The organism is Acinetobacter wuhouensis (assembly GCF_001696605.3).
In the GTDB taxonomy this organism is placed as follows: domain Bacteria; phylum Pseudomonadota; class Gammaproteobacteria; order Pseudomonadales; family Moraxellaceae; genus Acinetobacter; species Acinetobacter wuhouensis.
The window spans coordinates 3814464-3831868 of the sequence record NZ_CP031716.1 but is presented as its reverse complement, the minus strand read 5'-3'; the positions used below and the strand labels follow the sequence as shown (position 1 = coordinate 3831868).

At 37.0% G+C, this 17405-nt stretch carries 23 protein-coding genes; 12 read left to right on the top strand and 11 right to left on the bottom strand.

All coding sequences use genetic code 11. The features are described 5' to 3' along the window. Window positions 1–97 precede the first annotated feature (97 nt). The 6 genes from BEN71_RS18985 (at window position 98) to BEN71_RS18960 (ending at window position 2821) form a co-directional block, all read left to right on the top strand. The gene (locus tag BEN71_RS18985) at window positions 98–385 is read left to right on the top strand and encodes a GNAT family N-acetyltransferase (protein ID WP_068974178.1); all 288 of its coding nucleotides are present in this window, start codon (window positions 98–100) and stop codon (window positions 383–385) included. 51 nt (window positions 386–436) lie between these two features. After that, on the top strand, window positions 437–721 hold the full coding sequence (locus tag BEN71_RS18980; RefSeq protein WP_068974206.1) for a GNAT family N-acetyltransferase: 285 nt from the start codon (window positions 437–439) through the stop codon (window positions 719–721). 203 nt (window positions 722–924) lie between these two features. Further along, entirely contained in the window at window positions 925–1362 is a 438-nt protein-coding gene (locus BEN71_RS18975) for a BLUF domain-containing protein (protein ID WP_068974179.1), read from the top strand. Window positions 1363–1610: 248 nt separating this feature from the next. Further along, entirely contained in the window at window positions 1611–1868 is a 258-nt protein-coding gene (locus BEN71_RS18970; RefSeq protein ID WP_227542640.1) for a hypothetical protein, read from the top strand. A gap of 32 nt (window positions 1869–1900) precedes the next feature. Further along, window positions 1901–2254 carry a hypothetical protein gene (locus BEN71_RS18965; protein WP_068974180.1) on the top strand — a complete coding sequence of 118 codons (354 nt, stop codon included), beginning with the start codon at window positions 1901–1903 and terminating at the stop codon, window positions 2252–2254. A gap of 27 nt (window positions 2255–2281) precedes the next feature. Continuing rightward, window positions 2282–2821, top strand: coding sequence for a hypothetical protein (locus BEN71_RS18960; RefSeq protein WP_068974181.1), 540 nt, complete (start codon window positions 2282–2284; stop codon window positions 2819–2821). 36 nt (window positions 2822–2857) lie between these two features. Here the strand turns inward: BEN71_RS18960 and mpl are convergent, their stop codons facing one another. Both mpl and BEN71_RS18950 read right to left on the bottom strand, forming a co-directional pair. After that, on the bottom strand, window positions 2858–4225 hold the full coding sequence (gene mpl / locus BEN71_RS18955) for a UDP-N-acetylmuramate:L-alanyl-gamma-D-glutamyl-meso-diaminopimelate ligase (RefSeq protein WP_068974182.1): 1368 nt from the start codon (window positions 4223–4225) through the stop codon (window positions 2858–2860). Between the two features lie 135 nt (window positions 4226–4360). Further along, window positions 4361–4903 (bottom strand): hypothetical protein, encoded by a 543-nt coding sequence (locus tag BEN71_RS18950; protein WP_130132140.1) that lies wholly within the window; start codon window positions 4901–4903, stop codon window positions 4361–4363. Window positions 4904–5040: 137 nt separating this feature from the next. Between BEN71_RS18950 and BEN71_RS18945 the strand changes: the two genes are divergently transcribed. Next, on the top strand, window positions 5041–5388 hold the full coding sequence (locus BEN71_RS18945; protein WP_068974184.1) for a DMT family protein: 348 nt from the start codon (window positions 5041–5043) through the stop codon (window positions 5386–5388). Window positions 5389–5473: 85 nt separating this feature from the next. Here BEN71_RS18945 and BEN71_RS18940 read toward each other — a convergent pair whose 3' ends face one another. Further along, window positions 5474–5932, bottom strand: a complete 459-nt coding sequence (locus BEN71_RS18940; protein WP_068974185.1) for a hypothetical protein — start codon at window positions 5930–5932, stop codon at window positions 5474–5476. 234 nt (window positions 5933–6166) lie between these two features. Between BEN71_RS18940 and purE the strand changes: the two genes are divergently transcribed. From purE to BEN71_RS18920, 4 genes are all read left to right on the top strand, one after another. After that, on the top strand, window positions 6167–6679 hold the full coding sequence (gene purE, locus BEN71_RS18935) for a 5-(carboxyamino)imidazole ribonucleotide mutase (protein ID WP_068974186.1): 513 nt from the start codon (window positions 6167–6169) through the stop codon (window positions 6677–6679). Between the two features lie 72 nt (window positions 6680–6751). Then, the gene (locus BEN71_RS18930; RefSeq protein ID WP_068974187.1) at window positions 6752–7873 is read left to right on the top strand and encodes a 5-(carboxyamino)imidazole ribonucleotide synthase; all 1122 of its coding nucleotides are present in this window, start codon (window positions 6752–6754) and stop codon (window positions 7871–7873) included. A gap of 369 nt (window positions 7874–8242) precedes the next feature. Then, window positions 8243–8782: a hypothetical protein gene (locus BEN71_RS18925; protein ID WP_068974188.1), complete on the top strand. Its 540-nt coding sequence runs from the start codon at window positions 8243–8245 to the stop codon at window positions 8780–8782. Window positions 8783–9030: 248 nt separating this feature from the next. Further along, on the top strand, window positions 9031–10344 hold the full coding sequence (locus BEN71_RS18920; RefSeq protein WP_068974189.1) for a lytic murein transglycosylase: 1314 nt from the start codon (window positions 9031–9033) through the stop codon (window positions 10342–10344). Between the two features lie 61 nt (window positions 10345–10405). Here BEN71_RS18920 and BEN71_RS18915 read toward each other — a convergent pair whose 3' ends face one another. Together BEN71_RS18915 and BEN71_RS18910 are read right to left on the bottom strand one after the other, a co-directional pair. Beyond that, complete coding sequence (locus BEN71_RS18915) at window positions 10406–10783, bottom strand: hypothetical protein (RefSeq protein WP_068974190.1); 378 nt, start codon at window positions 10781–10783, stop codon at window positions 10406–10408. A 134-nt stretch (window positions 10784–10917) separates the two neighbouring features. Continuing rightward, window positions 10918–11832, bottom strand: coding sequence for a matrixin family metalloprotease (locus tag BEN71_RS18910; protein WP_068974191.1), 915 nt, complete (start codon window positions 11830–11832; stop codon window positions 10918–10920). Window positions 11833–12032: 200 nt separating this feature from the next. On the opposite strand from BEN71_RS18910, the gene BEN71_RS18905 reads away from it, so the two are divergent. After that, complete coding sequence (locus tag BEN71_RS18905) at window positions 12033–12635, top strand: hypothetical protein (protein ID WP_068974192.1); 603 nt, start codon at window positions 12033–12035, stop codon at window positions 12633–12635. 7 nt (window positions 12636–12642) lie between these two features. Here the strand turns inward: BEN71_RS18905 and BEN71_RS18900 are convergent, their stop codons facing one another. From BEN71_RS18900 to grpE, 6 genes are all read right to left on the bottom strand, one after another. Then, entirely contained in the window at window positions 12643–13167 is a 525-nt protein-coding gene (locus BEN71_RS18900; RefSeq protein WP_068974193.1) for a hypothetical protein, read from the bottom strand. Window positions 13168–13170: 3 nt separating this feature from the next. After that, on the bottom strand, window positions 13171–13584 hold the full coding sequence (locus BEN71_RS18895; protein ID WP_068974194.1) for a hypothetical protein: 414 nt from the start codon (window positions 13582–13584) through the stop codon (window positions 13171–13173). 127 nt (window positions 13585–13711) lie between these two features. Further along, the gene (locus BEN71_RS18890; RefSeq protein ID WP_227542639.1) at window positions 13712–14026 is read right to left on the bottom strand and encodes a putative quinol monooxygenase; all 315 of its coding nucleotides are present in this window, start codon (window positions 14024–14026) and stop codon (window positions 13712–13714) included. A gap of 31 nt (window positions 14027–14057) precedes the next feature. Continuing rightward, entirely contained in the window at window positions 14058–14420 is a 363-nt protein-coding gene (locus BEN71_RS18885; RefSeq protein ID WP_068974195.1) for a MerR family transcriptional regulator, read from the bottom strand. Window positions 14421–14510: 90 nt separating this feature from the next. Beyond that, a complete protein-coding gene (dnaK, locus tag BEN71_RS18880) occupies window positions 14511–16454 on the bottom strand; it encodes a molecular chaperone DnaK (RefSeq protein WP_068974196.1) in 1944 nt (647 codons plus the stop codon). A gap of 155 nt (window positions 16455–16609) precedes the next feature. Further along, window positions 16610–17161, bottom strand: a complete 552-nt coding sequence (gene grpE / locus BEN71_RS18875; RefSeq protein WP_068974197.1) for a nucleotide exchange factor GrpE — start codon at window positions 17159–17161, stop codon at window positions 16610–16612. Window positions 17162–17405 lie beyond the last annotated feature (244 nt).

Below are 17405 nucleotides of genomic sequence, written 5' to 3'. Positions count from 1 at the left end.
AAAATTAGAGTTTGTCCGACAAAATTTAACAATAATTCAAATTGAATTGTGGCATTTTTTAAAATCTAAAAAATTGAACAATATAAGAGTAATGACCATGTTAGAAATTAAACATCAAGATAATGGTAAAAAGGGTGAATTTTATATTGGTGAAGAAAATCACCATTTGGCTGAAATGGCATATACATGGGCAGGTGAAACCATGCTGATCATTGATCATACTACGGTTGAAGATGAATTACGTGGTCAAAGTGTTGGGCGCAAACTACTTGATCAAGTGGTTGATATGGCACGTCAAAAAAATATCCAAATTATTCCTTTATGCCCTTTTGCCAAATCTGTGTTTGATAAAGATCCATCGATTCGTGATGTTTTGAAATCTTAAGATCACTTTGTTACAGTTGGAATGTGCCATAAAGAATGATGAGAAATAATGATGCAATTCCAACATGTAGATAATCAACACAATGGTGAATTTTACCTCGACAATGAGCAAGGCAAACGGATTGCTGAGATCAGTTATGTCTGGAGTGGAGAGCAAAAAATTATTGCCAACCATACATGGGTAGATGATTCACTTCGTGGTCAAGGTATGGCACGCCAATTATTGGATGTTTTAGTTGATTTTGCACGTAAGAAACAGCTTAAAATTGTGCCGACTTGTTCCTATGTTGAAGTGATGTTTCGCCGTGAGAAAAGTTTTTCAGATGTCGTGGCGTAATATAAAAAGTTAAGTAAGTTTAAAGATAAATAGCCCATATGTTGGGCTATTTTTTTGAGATGACCGATTGCATATACGCGCTGTGTAAATGGGCTTTTTATTCAGGGAAAGTTCTTGTATATTTGAGTTTAGAAGAAAATGATTGAATCAAAAATTAAATCTAAAACACATTAAATTAGAATGATATAAATAAAGGAAATAGCATGTTTATTAGACTCTGTTATGTCAGTACGCGAGTGGAGCATGATAAAAATTTATTAGAAGATCTCAGTGATATTTTGTCTACGGCAAGACAATTTAATCAGGAACATCAAATTTATGGTGTGCTGTATTATTCTGAAGGTGTTTTTTTTCAGTGTTTAGAAGGACAACAGGCTGTATTAGATGATTTATATGGAAGAATCTCAAATGATCAAAGACATATAAATTTACATCGTTTTCCAGATCAGCCATTGAAACAGTTATATTTTTCAAAATGGTCGATGAAATATGTCAAAGACTCTACAAAAATTTCTCGTTTTTTTGCAAAACTTGGTTTAGAAAAGTTTCAGCCTTATCAGTTAAATAATGAAAATATTCAGGATTTCGTCAATCTATTATTGAAAATAGACAATAGTGAGCCAGCATATAAAACGCGATAAAATTATCCAACTTGTGACGTTTTCACAAAAGGGCACCATATTTTAGAATCTATCGTGATATTTAACATAAGAACGATGAAATATAGTAAAAGCGTTATAGAAATTCGGTTAGAAGATTAAAAATGTTTAAAAAAATGCTGTTTATCAGCTTATTGAGTTTGAATTCATCATTGATTTTTGCTTAGGATTGTTTAGTTTCGGACTTAAAAACATATTCATATGAGCAAGAAATTCAGCCACGTTGGGAATTGTCAGTTATATCTAAACAGCGGGTGTATTTCCATTCTGCACCTAAAGCGGTATGTAAAATGGTGGATGATTATCTTATTCAAAATGATCATGTCATTGCTTATTCACTTTATACCGATAAAGCACAAGAAAAATGGGTCTATGTGATGTATATCAATACCGAGCATGATGCCGATGATAGTGACGATTTGGTTGAAGGCTGGGTAAAATTAAAGGATTTTAAAAAGTTAGATGATTATGTTGCGGTAGCAAAATAAAATATGTTCAATATTAAAAGAGGTATTGAGTAATGTTGAAACAGCTAATTTTAGGATTCACATTGCTTTTAAGTGCACATTTTGCATTTGCTATAGATTGTTCAAAAATGAATGAACAAGTTGAAAAGCAAGCTGTTCCAATCGTTCCACGTTGGGGATTAGTCGTTCAATCTAAACAACGAGTGTATTTCCATTCAGCACCTTTGGCTGAATGTAAAATTAAAGGTTTATTTATTATTCATGGAGATAGTGTCACTGCTTATGATTTGTATAAAGATAAAGCGCATCAAGAGTGGGTTTATGTCATGTATTACAGTAAGCGGCAGGATTTAGAAAATGAAATGGTGGAAGGTTGGGTGAAGCTGAATGAATTTGAAATTTATTAGTCAAATATCAAAAGGGATAAGGTAAAAATGTCTGATTTAGAGAAATTTAGTATGCAAGTTACTGAAAGAACGAAAGAAAATTATAAAGCATTTGAGTTATTGTTTGATAAGCAATTATATGGTGTTTGTATTGGGCTTTTAAGGCAAGAGTTGGACACATTAATAAGACTTAATTATCTAAATGTTTTAGAAGATAACAATAAAAAAATTGAAATAATTACAAAATCTGTAGAGAAAGGACTTTGGGGACTGAATAAAAGGATAAGTGATGCAGAGATGAAGAAGAATATTCCAAACAATCTAGGGTGGGCGAATAATGTGTATGAATTCGGTAGTAGATTTATACATCTGTCAGGATTTCATCTTTATAAATTAGAAGATCCTATTACGAAAATTCATACAGATGAATTAAATAAAATTATTGGGTACCTAGAAGATAAGCATGGTTTTAAAAAAGTCGAAAACTTAAATTTTCAACATTTATTAAATTATTTACCAGATGTAATGGAAAAGATTATTGAAAATAATTTAGAAGAATTAAATATTTTAGAATCAACTATATGTTAAAAAACCCGCTTTCGCGGGTTGATCTGGATCCAGAACTTATCTGGCTCTCAACGCAGTAAGTAATTTTTGATGTAAGCCACCAAAACCACCATTTGACATGATCACGACTGCATCGCCCTCGCCTGCTTCTGTGACGATAGTTTGGATGATGTCATCCAAAGTACGTGCAATCACCGCTTTATTCGGTGCAGCATCAATAACAGGCTGCAAATCCCAATCTAAGCCTTCAGGTTGATACCAAATTACTTCATCTGCCAAACGTGCAGAATGTGCCAAACCATCTTTGTGTGAGCCCATACGCATGGTGTTTGAACGTGGCTCAATAATCGCCCACAGTTTACGTTCACCTAAACGCTTGCGCGCGCCTTCAAGTGTGGTATCAATTGCCGTTGGGTGATGTGCAAAGTCATCATAGACTTCGATGCCCTTAACCGTATCCAAAAGTTCCATACGGCGTTTTACACCGCCAAAATTCGACAATGCTTCACATGCAGTTTCAATCGAAACACCGACATGTTCAGCAGCAGCAATAGTCGCTAAAGCATTGGCAACACTGTGTTGTCCTGTCATTGTCCATTTCACTTCACCTTTCACAACGCCGTGTTGAAGTACTTTGAAATGTGAACCATCGGCAGAGAGTTGTTCTGCATAAACTTCAGCTGTGTCATTGGCATCTAAAGATGTACGAACTACAGGTGTCCAACAACCCATTTCCAATACTTCATCAATATTGGTTTCAGTGATTGGCGCAATAATGCGACCTTCACTTGGAATGGTGCGAACTAAATGATGGAATTGTTTTTGAATCGCTGCTAAGTCATCGAAAATATCAGCGTGATCAAATTCTAAATTATTTAAAATCGCTGTTTTAGGATGGTAATGTACGAACTTAGAACGTTTGTCGAAGAAAGCTGAATCGTATTCGTCTGCTTCTACACAGAAGTATTTACCACCACCTAAACGAGCGCTTTCACTGAAACCTAAAGGAACGCCACCGATTAAGAAACCTGGATTTAAACCCGCTTGATCGAGTACCCATGCCAACATGGTTGTGGTTGTAGTTTTACCATGTGTTCCTGCGACGCCAAGTACGTGTTTGCCTTGTAAAACATGATCTGCAAGAAATTGTGGTCCTGAAATATAAGGTAAGCCTTCATTCAGCATATATTCTACGGCATCAATACCACGTTTCATGGCATTGCCCACGATCACTAGATCAGGATGTGGTTGCAAATGGCTACGGTCATAGCCTTGCATTAAAGTAATGCCTGCATTTTCCAATTGGGTCGACATCGGTGGATACACGTTTGCATCTGAACCTGTCACCTTATGTCCTAAATCACGCGCCAATAACGCCAAAGAACCCATAAAGGTGCCACAGATACCCAAGATATGCAGATGCATTTGTTCTCACTCCACTTCTTTTAGACACATCACTTTGTTGTTGTGGTGTTGTCGTGATTCATTTGATTTGAAAGCAACGATAGCAAGGGTTTAAGGGAAAAGATAGTTTTTCTTGTATCGTAAAATAGATATGTTTTAAATCGAGTGACTTGTTAAATTTAAAACTTCATCCACATAGTGAGATAGCGTATTTTTTTCTTTGTGCGGGAGCGTAATTAAGTCAATCACGATATTCATTGGAAATTCATAGAGTGTTCCATTGGTTAATATTGCACTAGAATGTTTAGGATCAGATTGCGTCACCTTAAGCAAAATTGGATTTAGTTTTCTCTTCTTGTTTGATTTAATCCAATACCATTGTTGTTTTTGATCATTTTCACGGATAGTTTCACCTACATATGCACCAATTCTTAAAGAGATAGTGACAATATCTTGAATAAAATGTTGATGTTCTTCTTCATTCAGTTTTTTTAATTTAGTTTCGATAAAATATTGTCGAATAAGCAGTAAATATTCATCTATAAAAGTTAAGCTGTGTAGTGAATAGTCTAGTGTAACTTGATCAAAATAGTTGACCAATAAAATTTGACTTTCACCTTTGTAAGTTAATAATTCTGAAAGAAATAGCATGTCTGCATTTACTTTTCTTGACAGTAATTTTTCCAGTATTTTTAACAATTAATTACTCCCTATATATTCTCTAACTGAACGATAGTTCAACAGTAAATGCATATTTTAATAATTTTTTCTCTAGTATTTATTATGATGGACATTAGCAGTGTAATCTATAATCATCCTAAAAATCTGAGCTAAAAATGGCTTTATCTCTCCCTCTTTTACTTCTCATTATTTCCAACTGTTTTATGACCTTGGCATGGTATGGTCATTTAAAATTTTTACCGCATGATGCGCCTTTGTGGAAAGCCATTTTATTGAGTTGGATCATTGCCTTACTTGAATACAGTTTTATGATTCCCGCGACGCGTTTATTGGCAACACATGGTTGGTCGATGGGACAGATGAAAATTACCCAAGAAGTGGTGACACTTTTAGTCTTTGTTCCCTTTATGATTTTTCTATTTAAACAACCTTTTAAGCTTGATTATTTATGGGCAGGTTTATGTTTACTGGGCTGTGTTTATTTTGTCTTTAGAAGTCAGTAAAACATGAAGATTCGCTAAACGCGTTGATGCATCATTTGAAACATCAACGCTTAGATTTAAAATGATGATAGTAATGAGTCAAAACTCAATCTATTTTGTATTTACATGCTTTTTTGAGGATCTGTGAAAACTTCTTATCCCGATCAGTTGGATCTTCGTAATCAAAGGCATAATCTGTATCTAAAGTTGTAAAAGATAATTCGCCATTCGGCTCAAATCCTGAAATCACCGTATTATAGGCTTGGTCTTCGCAATACACATGGTATTCAGCAATAGAATAGGTATTGCCAATCTCAGTTGGGCCAACATAATATCCTGTCATGGCAATGGGTTCTTTGTCATAAGTGACCTTTTTCCCTGTCACGATAAATTTTTCATGCGTCCCACCAGTGAGTGCAGAACTTTTGATCTCACCCATATAGCCTTTTTCTTTATTGAGATTTTTAAAAGTTGTATTGAATTCATTGGTGTTTAAATTAACCAATGCTGAATAGCTCTGAGTCGCGCAGAGTGCTAGGGTAAGAATACTGAGAAGTTTTTTCATTGTATATTTTCTTGCAGATGTTGTTGTTCTATCTTAATTAATTTCAATGTTATTGCCTAGTTCAATCCAAATTATTCCTATTCGCTAAAAAAATAATGAAAATATCGCCCTGCTCTATCTGTAAAATTTTCTTGAGCTGAAAAATCAGTCTATAATAGCGAGCTTCTTGATATTCATTTAAACACTGATCATCAGTTTTTAAACTTCCTTACATTCGTTTACGGAATATATGCAATGAATGCGGCCGCTGTACAAGACGCTCCTTTAGTTGGAATTATCATGGGTTCTCAATCTGATTGGGCGACTCTCGAAAACACTGCCAATATGCTTAAACAGCTTGGTGTCCCTTTTGAAGCCGAAGTTGTTTCTGCGCATCGTACGCCAGACCGCTTATTTGAATATGCTGAAACTGCACGTGAACGTGGTATTCAAGTGATTATTGCAGGTGCAGGTGGTGCGGCGCATTTACCAGGTATGTGTGCGGCAAAAACTGATCTTCCTGTATTGGGTGTTCCAGTTAAATCTTCTATTTTGAATGGCGTAGATTCTTTGCTTTCTATCGTGCAAATGCCAGCGGGTATTGCAGTGGGTACATTGGCGATTGGCCCTGCGGGTGCAACCAATGCGGCAATTATGGCAGCACAGATTTTAGGTTTGACACGTCCAGAAATTGCAAAAAATGTTGCGGAATTCCGTGCTGCGCAAACTGATAAAGTGGCGAGCAAAAATATTCCAGGTCAAATTTAAGATCGACTGATTTTTTATTGAGTCAGTTTCATATTCAGTCAGTCAAGCCAAGCGAAAAACAGGACACAGATTATGAATAAAACCATCGGTATTTTTGGTGGTGGTCAATTGGGTCGAATGATGGCACAAGCTGCCCTGCCCCTAAATATTCAATGCACCTTTTTTGAAGCCAGCCAAGATTGTCCATCTGCTGCATTAGGTCAAGTATTTTCAACCAAAGCAGAAAATGGCTTGCAAGATTTTATTGCCAGCGCAGATGTATTCAGCCTTGAGTTTGAAAATACACCGTTAATCGATGTCGATGTTTTGACCAAACAAAAAGATTTACATCCGCCACGTCAGGCTTTGGCGATCGCACAACATCGTTTGTCTGAAAAAGCACTGTTTGATGAGCTTGCGATCCCTGTTGCGCCGTATAAAGCGGTGACTTCACTCGATGAATTAAAAGCAGCGGTTGAACAGCTCGATTTACCAATTGTCCTGAAAACCTCACGTGGTGGTTATGATGGCAAAGGTCAGTTTGTATTGCGTACAGCAGATCAAATTGATCAGGCTTGGGCTGAACTGGGCCCTGCGGGTGAATTGATAGCGGAAAGTTTTGTGACTTTCTCACGTGAAGTGTCAATCATTGCCGTACGTGGTATTGATGGTGATGTGAAAACTTGGCCTTTGGCTGAAAATCATCATCACAATGGTATCTTGTCGCACTCGATTGTACCTGCGCCAAACAGCACAGATTTACAGCCTGTGGCACAGGATTACATCACACGTTTATTGAACCATTTAAACTATGTCGGTGTACTGACACTTGAGTTATTCGTAACAGAAAAAGGCTTATATGCCAATGAGATGGCGCCACGTGTGCATAACTCAGGGCATTGGTCGATTGAAGGTGCGATCTGCTCACAGTTTGAAAATCATATTCGTGCTGTGGCTGGTTTACCGCTCGGTTCAACTGAAGTAGTTCGCCCAACCGTGATGGTGAATATCATTGGTCAATATCCAAAATCTGAAGATGTTTTGGCGTTAAAAGGCGCGCACATGCACCTTTACAATAAAACTGAACGTGAAGGTCGTAAGATCGGTCATATTACGTTAATGCCGAATGACAGCGCTGAATTGACGGCTTTATGCCGTCAATTGGCGAAGATTCTACCGAATCCGTTGGCGTTAAGCGAAGATATGAGCATCTAAGCGAAAAATTGCGCGTTAAAAAAGCGGTCATTCAAATGACCGCTTTTTTATTATTTTTAGTTCTGTATGATGCCTGTCCTGCACTTTTCCTTTGATCGAAAAGCGCTGTATTTCACCGAAAAGCACAATTAAAATAATCAAATTAAGTGCATAATTCACCTTCAAAATCGGTTGAATTGAGAGATATTTTTAAATTTAAACTATAAAAATTTGATTTGAATTTAAAAATAGAGCAGGGCAATTTTTTGTGGAAAATTTATTTATCCACAGCCTATTTAAATAACTTAGATTCTAGGAAATGCAATAGAGATTAATTTGAATTCAAAAAATTTGAATTTAAATCATGAAAATAAAAAACGAAGAGCCAGAATGAATAAAAAGATATCCACAATCCTGATTTGTATCAATGCATTCTGCATACAGAGTATTTTTGCAGAAGAAAGTATCCAAGTTCAGACATTATTAACACTGGATGCGATCAATTGTGAATCTCCAAATCCAATGCAGGATTTTTTGTTGAACTATTACAGTGCTCAAAAAAGTGAAAATAAACCTGTACTTAAAGGGCAACGATTCATATTGAATGATGCGAATTATCGTGGGATAAACGCTGTTAAAACATATCCCACAAAATATGGTCAACAGACTGATTTTTCAGTGAATTTTAATCAATTTACATTGCCTGTGATTAAAATTTCAGTATGGACAAAAGGCTATGCGATAGAACAAAGTGATGCTTATTATATTGTTTTTAAAGGAAAACCATCACAGGTGAGTAAAGCGTTAAAACAACAATTTTCAACGCAATGGAAAACGTCAGATCGCTTAACTCAAACGCCACAAGGCAATACCCGTTTGCAATGCGAAGATATTACAGAAATCAGCCCAGTAGGAGATATGATCGAGTGAAGGTGTGGATAACTTTCTGTCTATATTTTGGGTGAAACTTTGAATTCAAATTATTTGGCGTAATTTCTACAAGAAAAAAGACTTTGGTTGGCTGTGGGTAACTTTTTTAAATTCAAAAACTTCTTTTTATAAATTATGAATTCAAATTGTACAAATGAATTTAAATTTTACGATTTACAACTGTCATTTTATTCACAGGCTGTTATGGTATTTACATAATTTAAATTTAAAACCAATTTGTGGATATTATGCGTTATTTATCATTATTTTGTGGATCGGCTTTATTGGCAGTGACTCATGCCAATGCTGAGTTAATTATTAATGGTCAGATTTCTTCTGGAACAACGACGACAACAAATCAGCCTATTCAGAGCCAAAGTTTTCAAAATCAAAGTTATTCACCAAATTCAAATTTTCAAGGCTGTATTGCAAATTTACGTTCTCAGGCTATTTCTTCAGGTGTGAGTGGTTCAACCTATGATCGTTATACGCAAAATTTAACACCTGATTATTCAGTGATTAGTAAACTGGATTATCAGCCTGAATTTTCTACACCAATCTGGGATTATCTTTCAGGTTTGGTCGATGAGGAGCGTGTAGAAAAAGGGCGTCAAATGTTAGCGCAACATCGCGATGTGCTCAACCGTGTCGCAGCTGCTTATGGTGTACCTGCTGAAACTGTGGTCGCTGTGTGGGGCGTGGAAAGTAATTTTGGTGATATTTCTGGTAAATATCCATTACTCCAAGCTCTGGGTACATTGAGCTGTGAAGGTCGTCGTCAAAGCTATTTTAGAGGCGAGTTTTTTGCAACCATGCGCATTTTGCAACGTGGCGATTTGCGTGAAGAGCAGTTAAAAGGATCGTGGGCAGGGGCGTTTGGTCATACCCAATTTATGCCGTCGACTTATGAAGAGTTGGCAGTCGATTTCGATGGTGATGGTCGCCGTGACTTGGTTTCAAGTACTTCAGATGCTTTGGCTTCAACAGCAAATTTCCTCAAAAAGCGTGGTTGGCAAACAGGTATGCCGTGGGGCTTTGAAGTTAAAATCCCTGATGGTGCTTCAGTGGGTGGCGAAAGTCGTCGTAATAAAAAATCTTTAAGTTCTTGGGTAAATCGTGGTTTTACCCGTGTGGATGGTACGCCAATCATTCAAGGTAATTTATCTGAAAGTTCACAAGCAGGTTTAATGATGCCAGCAGGGGCGAATGGCCCAGCTTTCTTAGTGTTTAAAAACTTTGATGCGATTTATTCGTACAATGCTGCTGAAAGTTATGCTTTGGCAATTGCTCATTTATCTGATCGTTTACAGGGTAAAGGTGGTTTTCAAACAGCGTGGCCTACAGCAGATGCGGGAACATCTCGCGCTGAACGTCGTGAAATTCAAAATTATTTATTGAAAAAAGGCTATGACATTGGTGAGGCTGATGGTTTGATTGGTGATAAAACGCGTCAGGCAATCCAACAAGAGCAAACCAAGTTGGGCTTAAATCCAACAGGTCGGGCAGGGCAACAAATTTTAAATGCATTCAGAAATGAAGCGGCTAAAAGTATGATGCAATAAATTATCGCTAACAAAACAAAAGGTCTGCAATTGCAGACCTTTGTTGATTTAAATCATAGGATTATTCAATATCCGCTTGATCAATTTTTACAGCTTCAAGTAAATCAAAAATCACCGCAGTCACATCTTGAGTATGGTCACGATTATTAAAAATTTCATAAGCCGTGATGGTCACATCCGTATCACTCGGAAGTTGTTTTTGTTCTTCTTCAATCAGGTGTTGAATAGGCAATAAAGTCTGCTTAATTTCGATGTGTAAAATATCAGAGAACTCGATATTTTCTTCTTCAAGTTCGATTTGTTGTTCATTAAAATAAGGCAACAAAATGGCATAAAGATAAGGCTGAAGTTCAGTAATATCAAAGATTTCAATATCACGAGTTTGTTCAATCGTGCTGATATGATCATTTACTTCAAGAATAATATGATAATAGCTCATTGGAATCTCCCCATTACTTAGCTTAGATGAAGCACAATAGCATGATTTTTAAATAAAACCGATCTTATTGCCAATTAAATACATAAAAACAATAAGGTTTTAAAATATCAGCATTACTGTTGAAAAAAGAATATTCATCTAGAGTTTAACATTGCTAAATCTGCTGCGGTTAATTTAAAGTTTTGCAAATCTTGTTCTTTCATCATTGGGTACATCAGTGCTTTCGGATCATCATTGTGTAACAGTCCAAGTGCATGCCCGAGCTCATGGGCAATGGTGACACGTAGATCATCGCTCGATTCAAATTCATAAATATTGATACTACGTCCATCAAAAACACCTTTATCAAATTGACGTGGTTGAAAGCGGTGATTGAAATGATCCACAGATTGATTAAATTGTTGATTAACAGAGTTGAATTGCTCTACTTGTCGATTTAATTCATAGACTTTTTGATTGTAACTATCCAGTTGTTGTTTCAGTTGAGTTTGTTCAATGATGAGTTGGTTTTTTTGCTGATCCAGTTGGTATTTTGTTGATGAGTCGATATTTTGTCGGGTCTGGTTAATGCTATTGATTAACTGATTATATTGGTCAACTTTATTTTGATAATTGGCTTTCTGTAGTTCCAATTCACGATTTGCTAAATCCAGTTCTGCGTGGATTTGTTGAATTTTTTGTTTTTTACTGTGCGTATATTGTTGGGTATTTTCTAATATTTTCATTTCTTGCGAACGTGCATTCGACTCAGCCTGACGTTCATCGTAGATCAAATTAATGGTCAGTTTGGCATTGGGATCATAGACGAATAGGCTTTTCAGTGTACCAATATGCCAAATTTCAGCCGCTTGTTGTGCCAAGTCTTGCACTTGTGATTGGCTTAGATTAAAGCGTGGATCAATCTCACCGATACGATAGCGAAGACGAGTGTCCAAAGGGTGAGAAATACGATCCATCACAGAATTATGATTGAGTTGCGGATACATCATGCGTTGTATCGCAAAATATGCCGTAAAAATGATTAAACCGAGTAAAATCCAAAGACGCATGATCTGTATATAAATATTTTTTGTTCTGAATAATCTATCTGAAATTATCAGAATGACAAGTACTCAAACAGATTGATCATACATGATGGTTGTTTTAACCCTTGTTGTGGCAGTCTTTATAAAATGCAGATTGCAGAATTTAACAGACGTGTAGAGCATTCGCTTTTAAGCTTAAGCAAAAGATTTAGAAGATAACAACAATGAATATATATGTAATTTTAGGTGTGTTGATGTTCATCGCAGGTTTAGGGTGTTGGAGCTATGTGTTTAAATGTCTGTACATCATGTTCCGTACTCGTATCGTGGTCGATTTACCCTTGAATGAGCAGTTTAAAACATTCAAATTAACTGAAAAAGGTGGTTTTGCCATTTGGGAAGAGGGACCAATGTTGAAAAAATCGCCCATGGCATTCAGCACACCTCAGATTATAAACACCGATCACCATCAGCCTGTAAAACTTTCCCGTAGTTATGGCAATGCCACAAAAACAAGTTTTACTCGCGCATCGCGAATGGTTTACTTTTGTGAGTTGGATGCAGGAAATTATGTGTTTGAAGTTCATGCAGGCTCTTCATTAGGCAAACTCGATCAAGCGATCAGCAATACGATTGAGCGTGTGGTGACGATTCCTAAAGCACCAGCATCAGAATATCGAATTCAACTACGCAAAAGCCTGAATAAACGGCAACGATTATTGATAATTCCCGCTGTTTTTATCGGACTATTTTTATTCAATATAGGATTGTTTACTGTCTTAGGTCATACGACAGGTGTGCATCTTGAAGGTGCTTTGGGCATGTAAAAATACGTTATGAATGCGCAATATTGAATAGTAATTGTAGATCCATAAACAGCAAAATAAATGCAAGCACACTGAGGATTCGATTTATCCATTTGGATTTTTCTAAGTATGTGGTATTGATATAACTGTCTTGAAACTCCTTTGGATGGAACATGATATAACTGACTTTTTGTTTAAATGTCGCAGTGACGGATTGTTGCTGTTGTGATTGTAAAACCTGACGAATAATAAAAGCATTGATCCACCAGAAAATAAATAAAATCAGTACAATGACAAAAGCACTCCATGTAAAACGTACAACATCACTTTGTTCAAAGAAAGCCATTTCTGTATAGGCATGGTTCATCAGTACGATGCTGAGGATTAGCATAAGACGATAAAAAGTCTGCTGAATAAACTGTAAATGAAGTGCTTTACGATGATCTTGAACAACGGTTTTATTTAAAATTCGACGTACAAATATCGCAAAGCCATGACACATCAGTTCGATGAAAATATACAGTGCAATGGTCAGAAGTATAATTTTGATCATGTTTTATTCTTGGAAAATGGGTTGATAGAGCGAAGGTGTGACCAATATCATCAACAAAATTCCTGCACTCACAAAAGCCAGATCATTAAAAATCGCAGCAAAACTACTCATATAAATCCAATGCATATAGGGCATAAAATAGAGTAGAAAAGTGGGGAAGAATGTATAGAGATAGGCTTTTCTTGCCCATTCTTTTTTCAGGAGTAACCCAATAGTAATGGTGAGTATAATTATTCCTGCAATGCCCATCACAGTGAGTTCCCACGATTGTGGTTCTAGATATAGGGTTTTATCGAGAAGTTCTAATTCAGGTTCAACATTAAACATATCAATGCATGCTGCAATGATAGGCAAAATAAATTGGGCAATGATCAGACTGTAATACACGGTTGGGGAAACGGCAGGGGTGTTTTTCATTTTCTAAGCCTGTTTTTATTTTGATTATAAAGATAGTTTTAGTTTCGTCTATAAAAAACTCTGAACTAAATTCTCTAAGTTTGCTACAGCTTAGAGGATTCAGTTCATCTTCTGATGAATCTAAACGTTAAAGAACAATGTCACTGATAAAATGCTGCATGACCTCAGTCAAATCCTGTGCAAGATATGCTTTGGTATGGGATTGTTGAAAATGGGTATTGTAGGCATCTTCTGAGTCGAAGCGTTCCCAAAGCAGTAAACGAGTAGCATCATTTTGGCATTGATGGAGTTGAAATAGGGTACAGCCTGATTCCTGTTCTAAAGTGATTTTACATAATGCACTTAAGGCATTACGGGTCTCTAAAATTTTATTGGGATCTTTAATTTTTAATTCAGCAGTGACATAAAAGCCTGTAGTCAGCATCATTTCTTTCTCATTCATATGGTGAATCATAGATGCTAACTGCTAGAGTTCACTCTAGCTCAAGCATTTTTTCTGCATAAAATTCGATTTTATAATCGACGATGTCGAGTTCTTGATTTAATCGTTGAATTTCTTGTTTTAATTTTTGTGAATGTTGCATAAGTAATAATTGCCTTTGTTTCAAGGTTTGATCGCCTTCGAGACGAAATTGGGCAAATTCTTGCATCTGTTCTAAAGGCATACCTGTAGATTTTAAACGCTTAATCCATTCTAACCAGTCCAAGTCCAGTTGGGTATAAACACGTCGACCTGCTTGATTACGATGAATATTTTTGAGTAATCCAATTTGCTCGTAATACCTTAGCGTATGGATGGATAACCCAGTTTTTTTAGCAATATCAGAGATTAACAAAAGCAACTCCAAATTTAATTTATTCAAGTAGAAGGCAATAAAAAACCGCTCAATCTCTTGAGCGGTTTTCTTTAGACATTCAATAACGAATTATTTTTTGTCATCTTTCACTTCAGTGAACTCAGCATCTACAACGCCATCGTCCGCTTTTTGCTGTTGTTGACCAGCGTCTCCACCGAATTGGTTAGGATCGAAACCTTGAGCTCCGCCTTGACCTTGAGCAGCTTCATACGCACGTTGAGTAATCGGCATGATGATGTTTTGAAGCGCTTCAGTTTTCGCTTTAATATCATCTACATCATTCTCTTTCGCAGCAGTTTCTAACTCAGCTACCGCAGCATCGATTGCAGATTTTTCATCAGCAGTGACTTGCTCGCCCAAATCTTTAACCGCTTTTTGAGCAGAAGAAACGAGTGCATCAGCTTCGTTACGTGCTTTAGCAAGTTCTTCGAACTTACGATCTTCTTCAGCATTCGCTTCAGCATCTTTGATCATCGCTTCAATTTCAGCATCGCTCAAACCAGAGTTTGCTTTAATTTGAATTGATTGCTCTTTACCAGTGCTCTTATCTTTTGCAGATACTTTCAAGATACCATCAGCGTTGATGTCGAACGATACTTCAATTTGTGGCACACCACGTGGAGCAGGTGGAATATCGCCTAATTGGAAGTTACCCAACAATTTGTTTTGTTGAGCCATTTTACGTTCACCTTGGTAAACTGAAATGTCTACAGCAGGTTGGTTGTCCGCAGCAGTTGAGAACACTTGAGATTTCTTCGCAGGAATCGTGGTGTTTTTCTCGATGATTGCAGTTAACACGCCACCCATCGTTTCAATACCAAGAGTCAACGGAGTCACGTCAAGTAAAAGTACGTCAGTTTTGTCACCTGAAAGTACCGCACCTTGAATCGCAGCACCAATTGCCACTGCTTCATCAGGGTTTACGTCTTTACGAGGTTCTTTACCGAAGAACTCTTGAACTTTTTGTTGAACCATTGGCATACGTGACTGACCACCAACCAAGATCACGTCAGAGATGTCAGAAGTTGAAAGACCAGCATCTTTAAGCGCAATTTTACAAGGCTCAATCGTACGAGCAACCAAGTCAGCAACCAAACCTTCAAGTTTTGCACGTGTTACATTGATCACTAAGTGTTTAGGACCAGTTGCATCAGCCGTGATGTACGGAAGGTTAATTTCAGTTGAATTAGATGAAGAAAGCTCAATTTTCGCTTTTTCAGCTGCTTCTTTTAAACGTTGAAGTGCAAGAGGATCTTGTTTCAAGTTGAAGTTTTGTTCTTTTTTGAACTCTTCAACTAAATAGTCGATCAATGCATTATCAAAGTCTTCACCACCAAGGAATGTATCACCATTTGTAGACAATACTTCGATTTGTTGGTCGCCATCTAGGTCAGCAATTTCAATGATTGATACGTCAAAAGTACCACCACCAAGGTCATATACAGCAACTTTACGGTCGCCTTCTTTCTTATCCATACCGAACGCAAGTGCAGCAGCAGTTGGTTCGTTGATAATACGTTTAACATCTAAACCTGCAATTTTACCTGCATCTTTAGTTGCTTGACGTTGCGCATCGTTGAAGTACGCAGGAACAGTAATTACCGCTTCTGTTACTGTTTCACCAAGGTAGTCTTCCGCAGTTTTTTTCATCTTTTTCAAGATTTCTGCTGAAACTTGTTGTGGTGCAAGTTTTTTATCGTTTACTTCAACCCAAGCATCGCCATTGTCCGCTTTCACGATTTTGAATGGTGCAATACCGATGTCTTTTTGTACTGCTTGGTCTTGGTACTTACGACCGATCAAACGTTTGATCGCGTACAAGGTATTTTTAGGGTTGGTTACTGCTTGACGTTTTGCAGATTGACCCACCAAAGTTTCGCCATCTTTGTACGCAACAATCGATGGAGTTGTACGTGCGCCTTCAGCATTTTCAATTACTTTAACTTTATCGCCTTCAAGTACCGCAACACATGAGTTGGTTGTACCTAAGTCAATACCGATAATTTTAGCCATTAATATGTTCCTCTAAATTCTTTTGAATCCTTTAATCTCTCGCTTTGATAATGAGAAATTAAAAGTGATTTTCTTGTAATCCGATATGAGAGCCATTCAAAATATTTCAAGTCATTTTTGATAAAATTTCTAAAAAACTCTCTCATTTATTGGGTTTATGCACCGACCATGACCATTGCAGGGCGGAGCAGACGACCATTTAGGGCATAACCTTTTTGTAAAACTGTGCCAATTTCATTGGCTTTGGCATTTGGGTCAATACCCACTGCTTGATGCAAGTCAGCATTGAAACCATTGATCGTATCTACTTCTACAATGCCGAACTTCTCTAAAGTCGTAAGTAATGATTTTAAAGTCAGTTTTACGCCTTCAAGTACAGGAGTTTCTTCTTCGCCACCTGCTTGAATTGCACGTTCTAAGTTATCTACAGAAGTCAGTAACTCTTTGGCAAACTTTTCAAGCACTGTATCTTTATGCTTTTCAGCTTCACGTTGAATACGTTCAACGCTTTTTTGAGCCTCATAGACTGCATTTGCAGTACGTGCTTTTTCGAGTTTTAAGTCACCTTCAAGTTGAGCAATTTGTTCTTGTAAAGAATCAACAGTCACTTCAGCCTGTTCATTTTCAGCTTGAGTTTGCGCTGATTGTTGTTCTACAGCTTGCTCGTTTTGAAGATCTTGGGCTTCTTGATTTTGCTCAGTTGCCATTGATTTACTCCGTTTAAAAGGGTTCTTAAACATGTACAGTCCTTATCGGCAGCAGTTTACACTGTGTTCATTGCTGAACTGCCATGAGTGTTTAATTTGTCAATGCATATGAAATGTGGGCGAGTCGCTAAAATTCAAGGATTTTCGTTTTAATTTAATGGGTTTTCATCAAAAACAGCAGATTTACACTGAATGAGGTGGAAATATTGGAAATAGATGCACTCGTATACAAAAAAGTTTAATC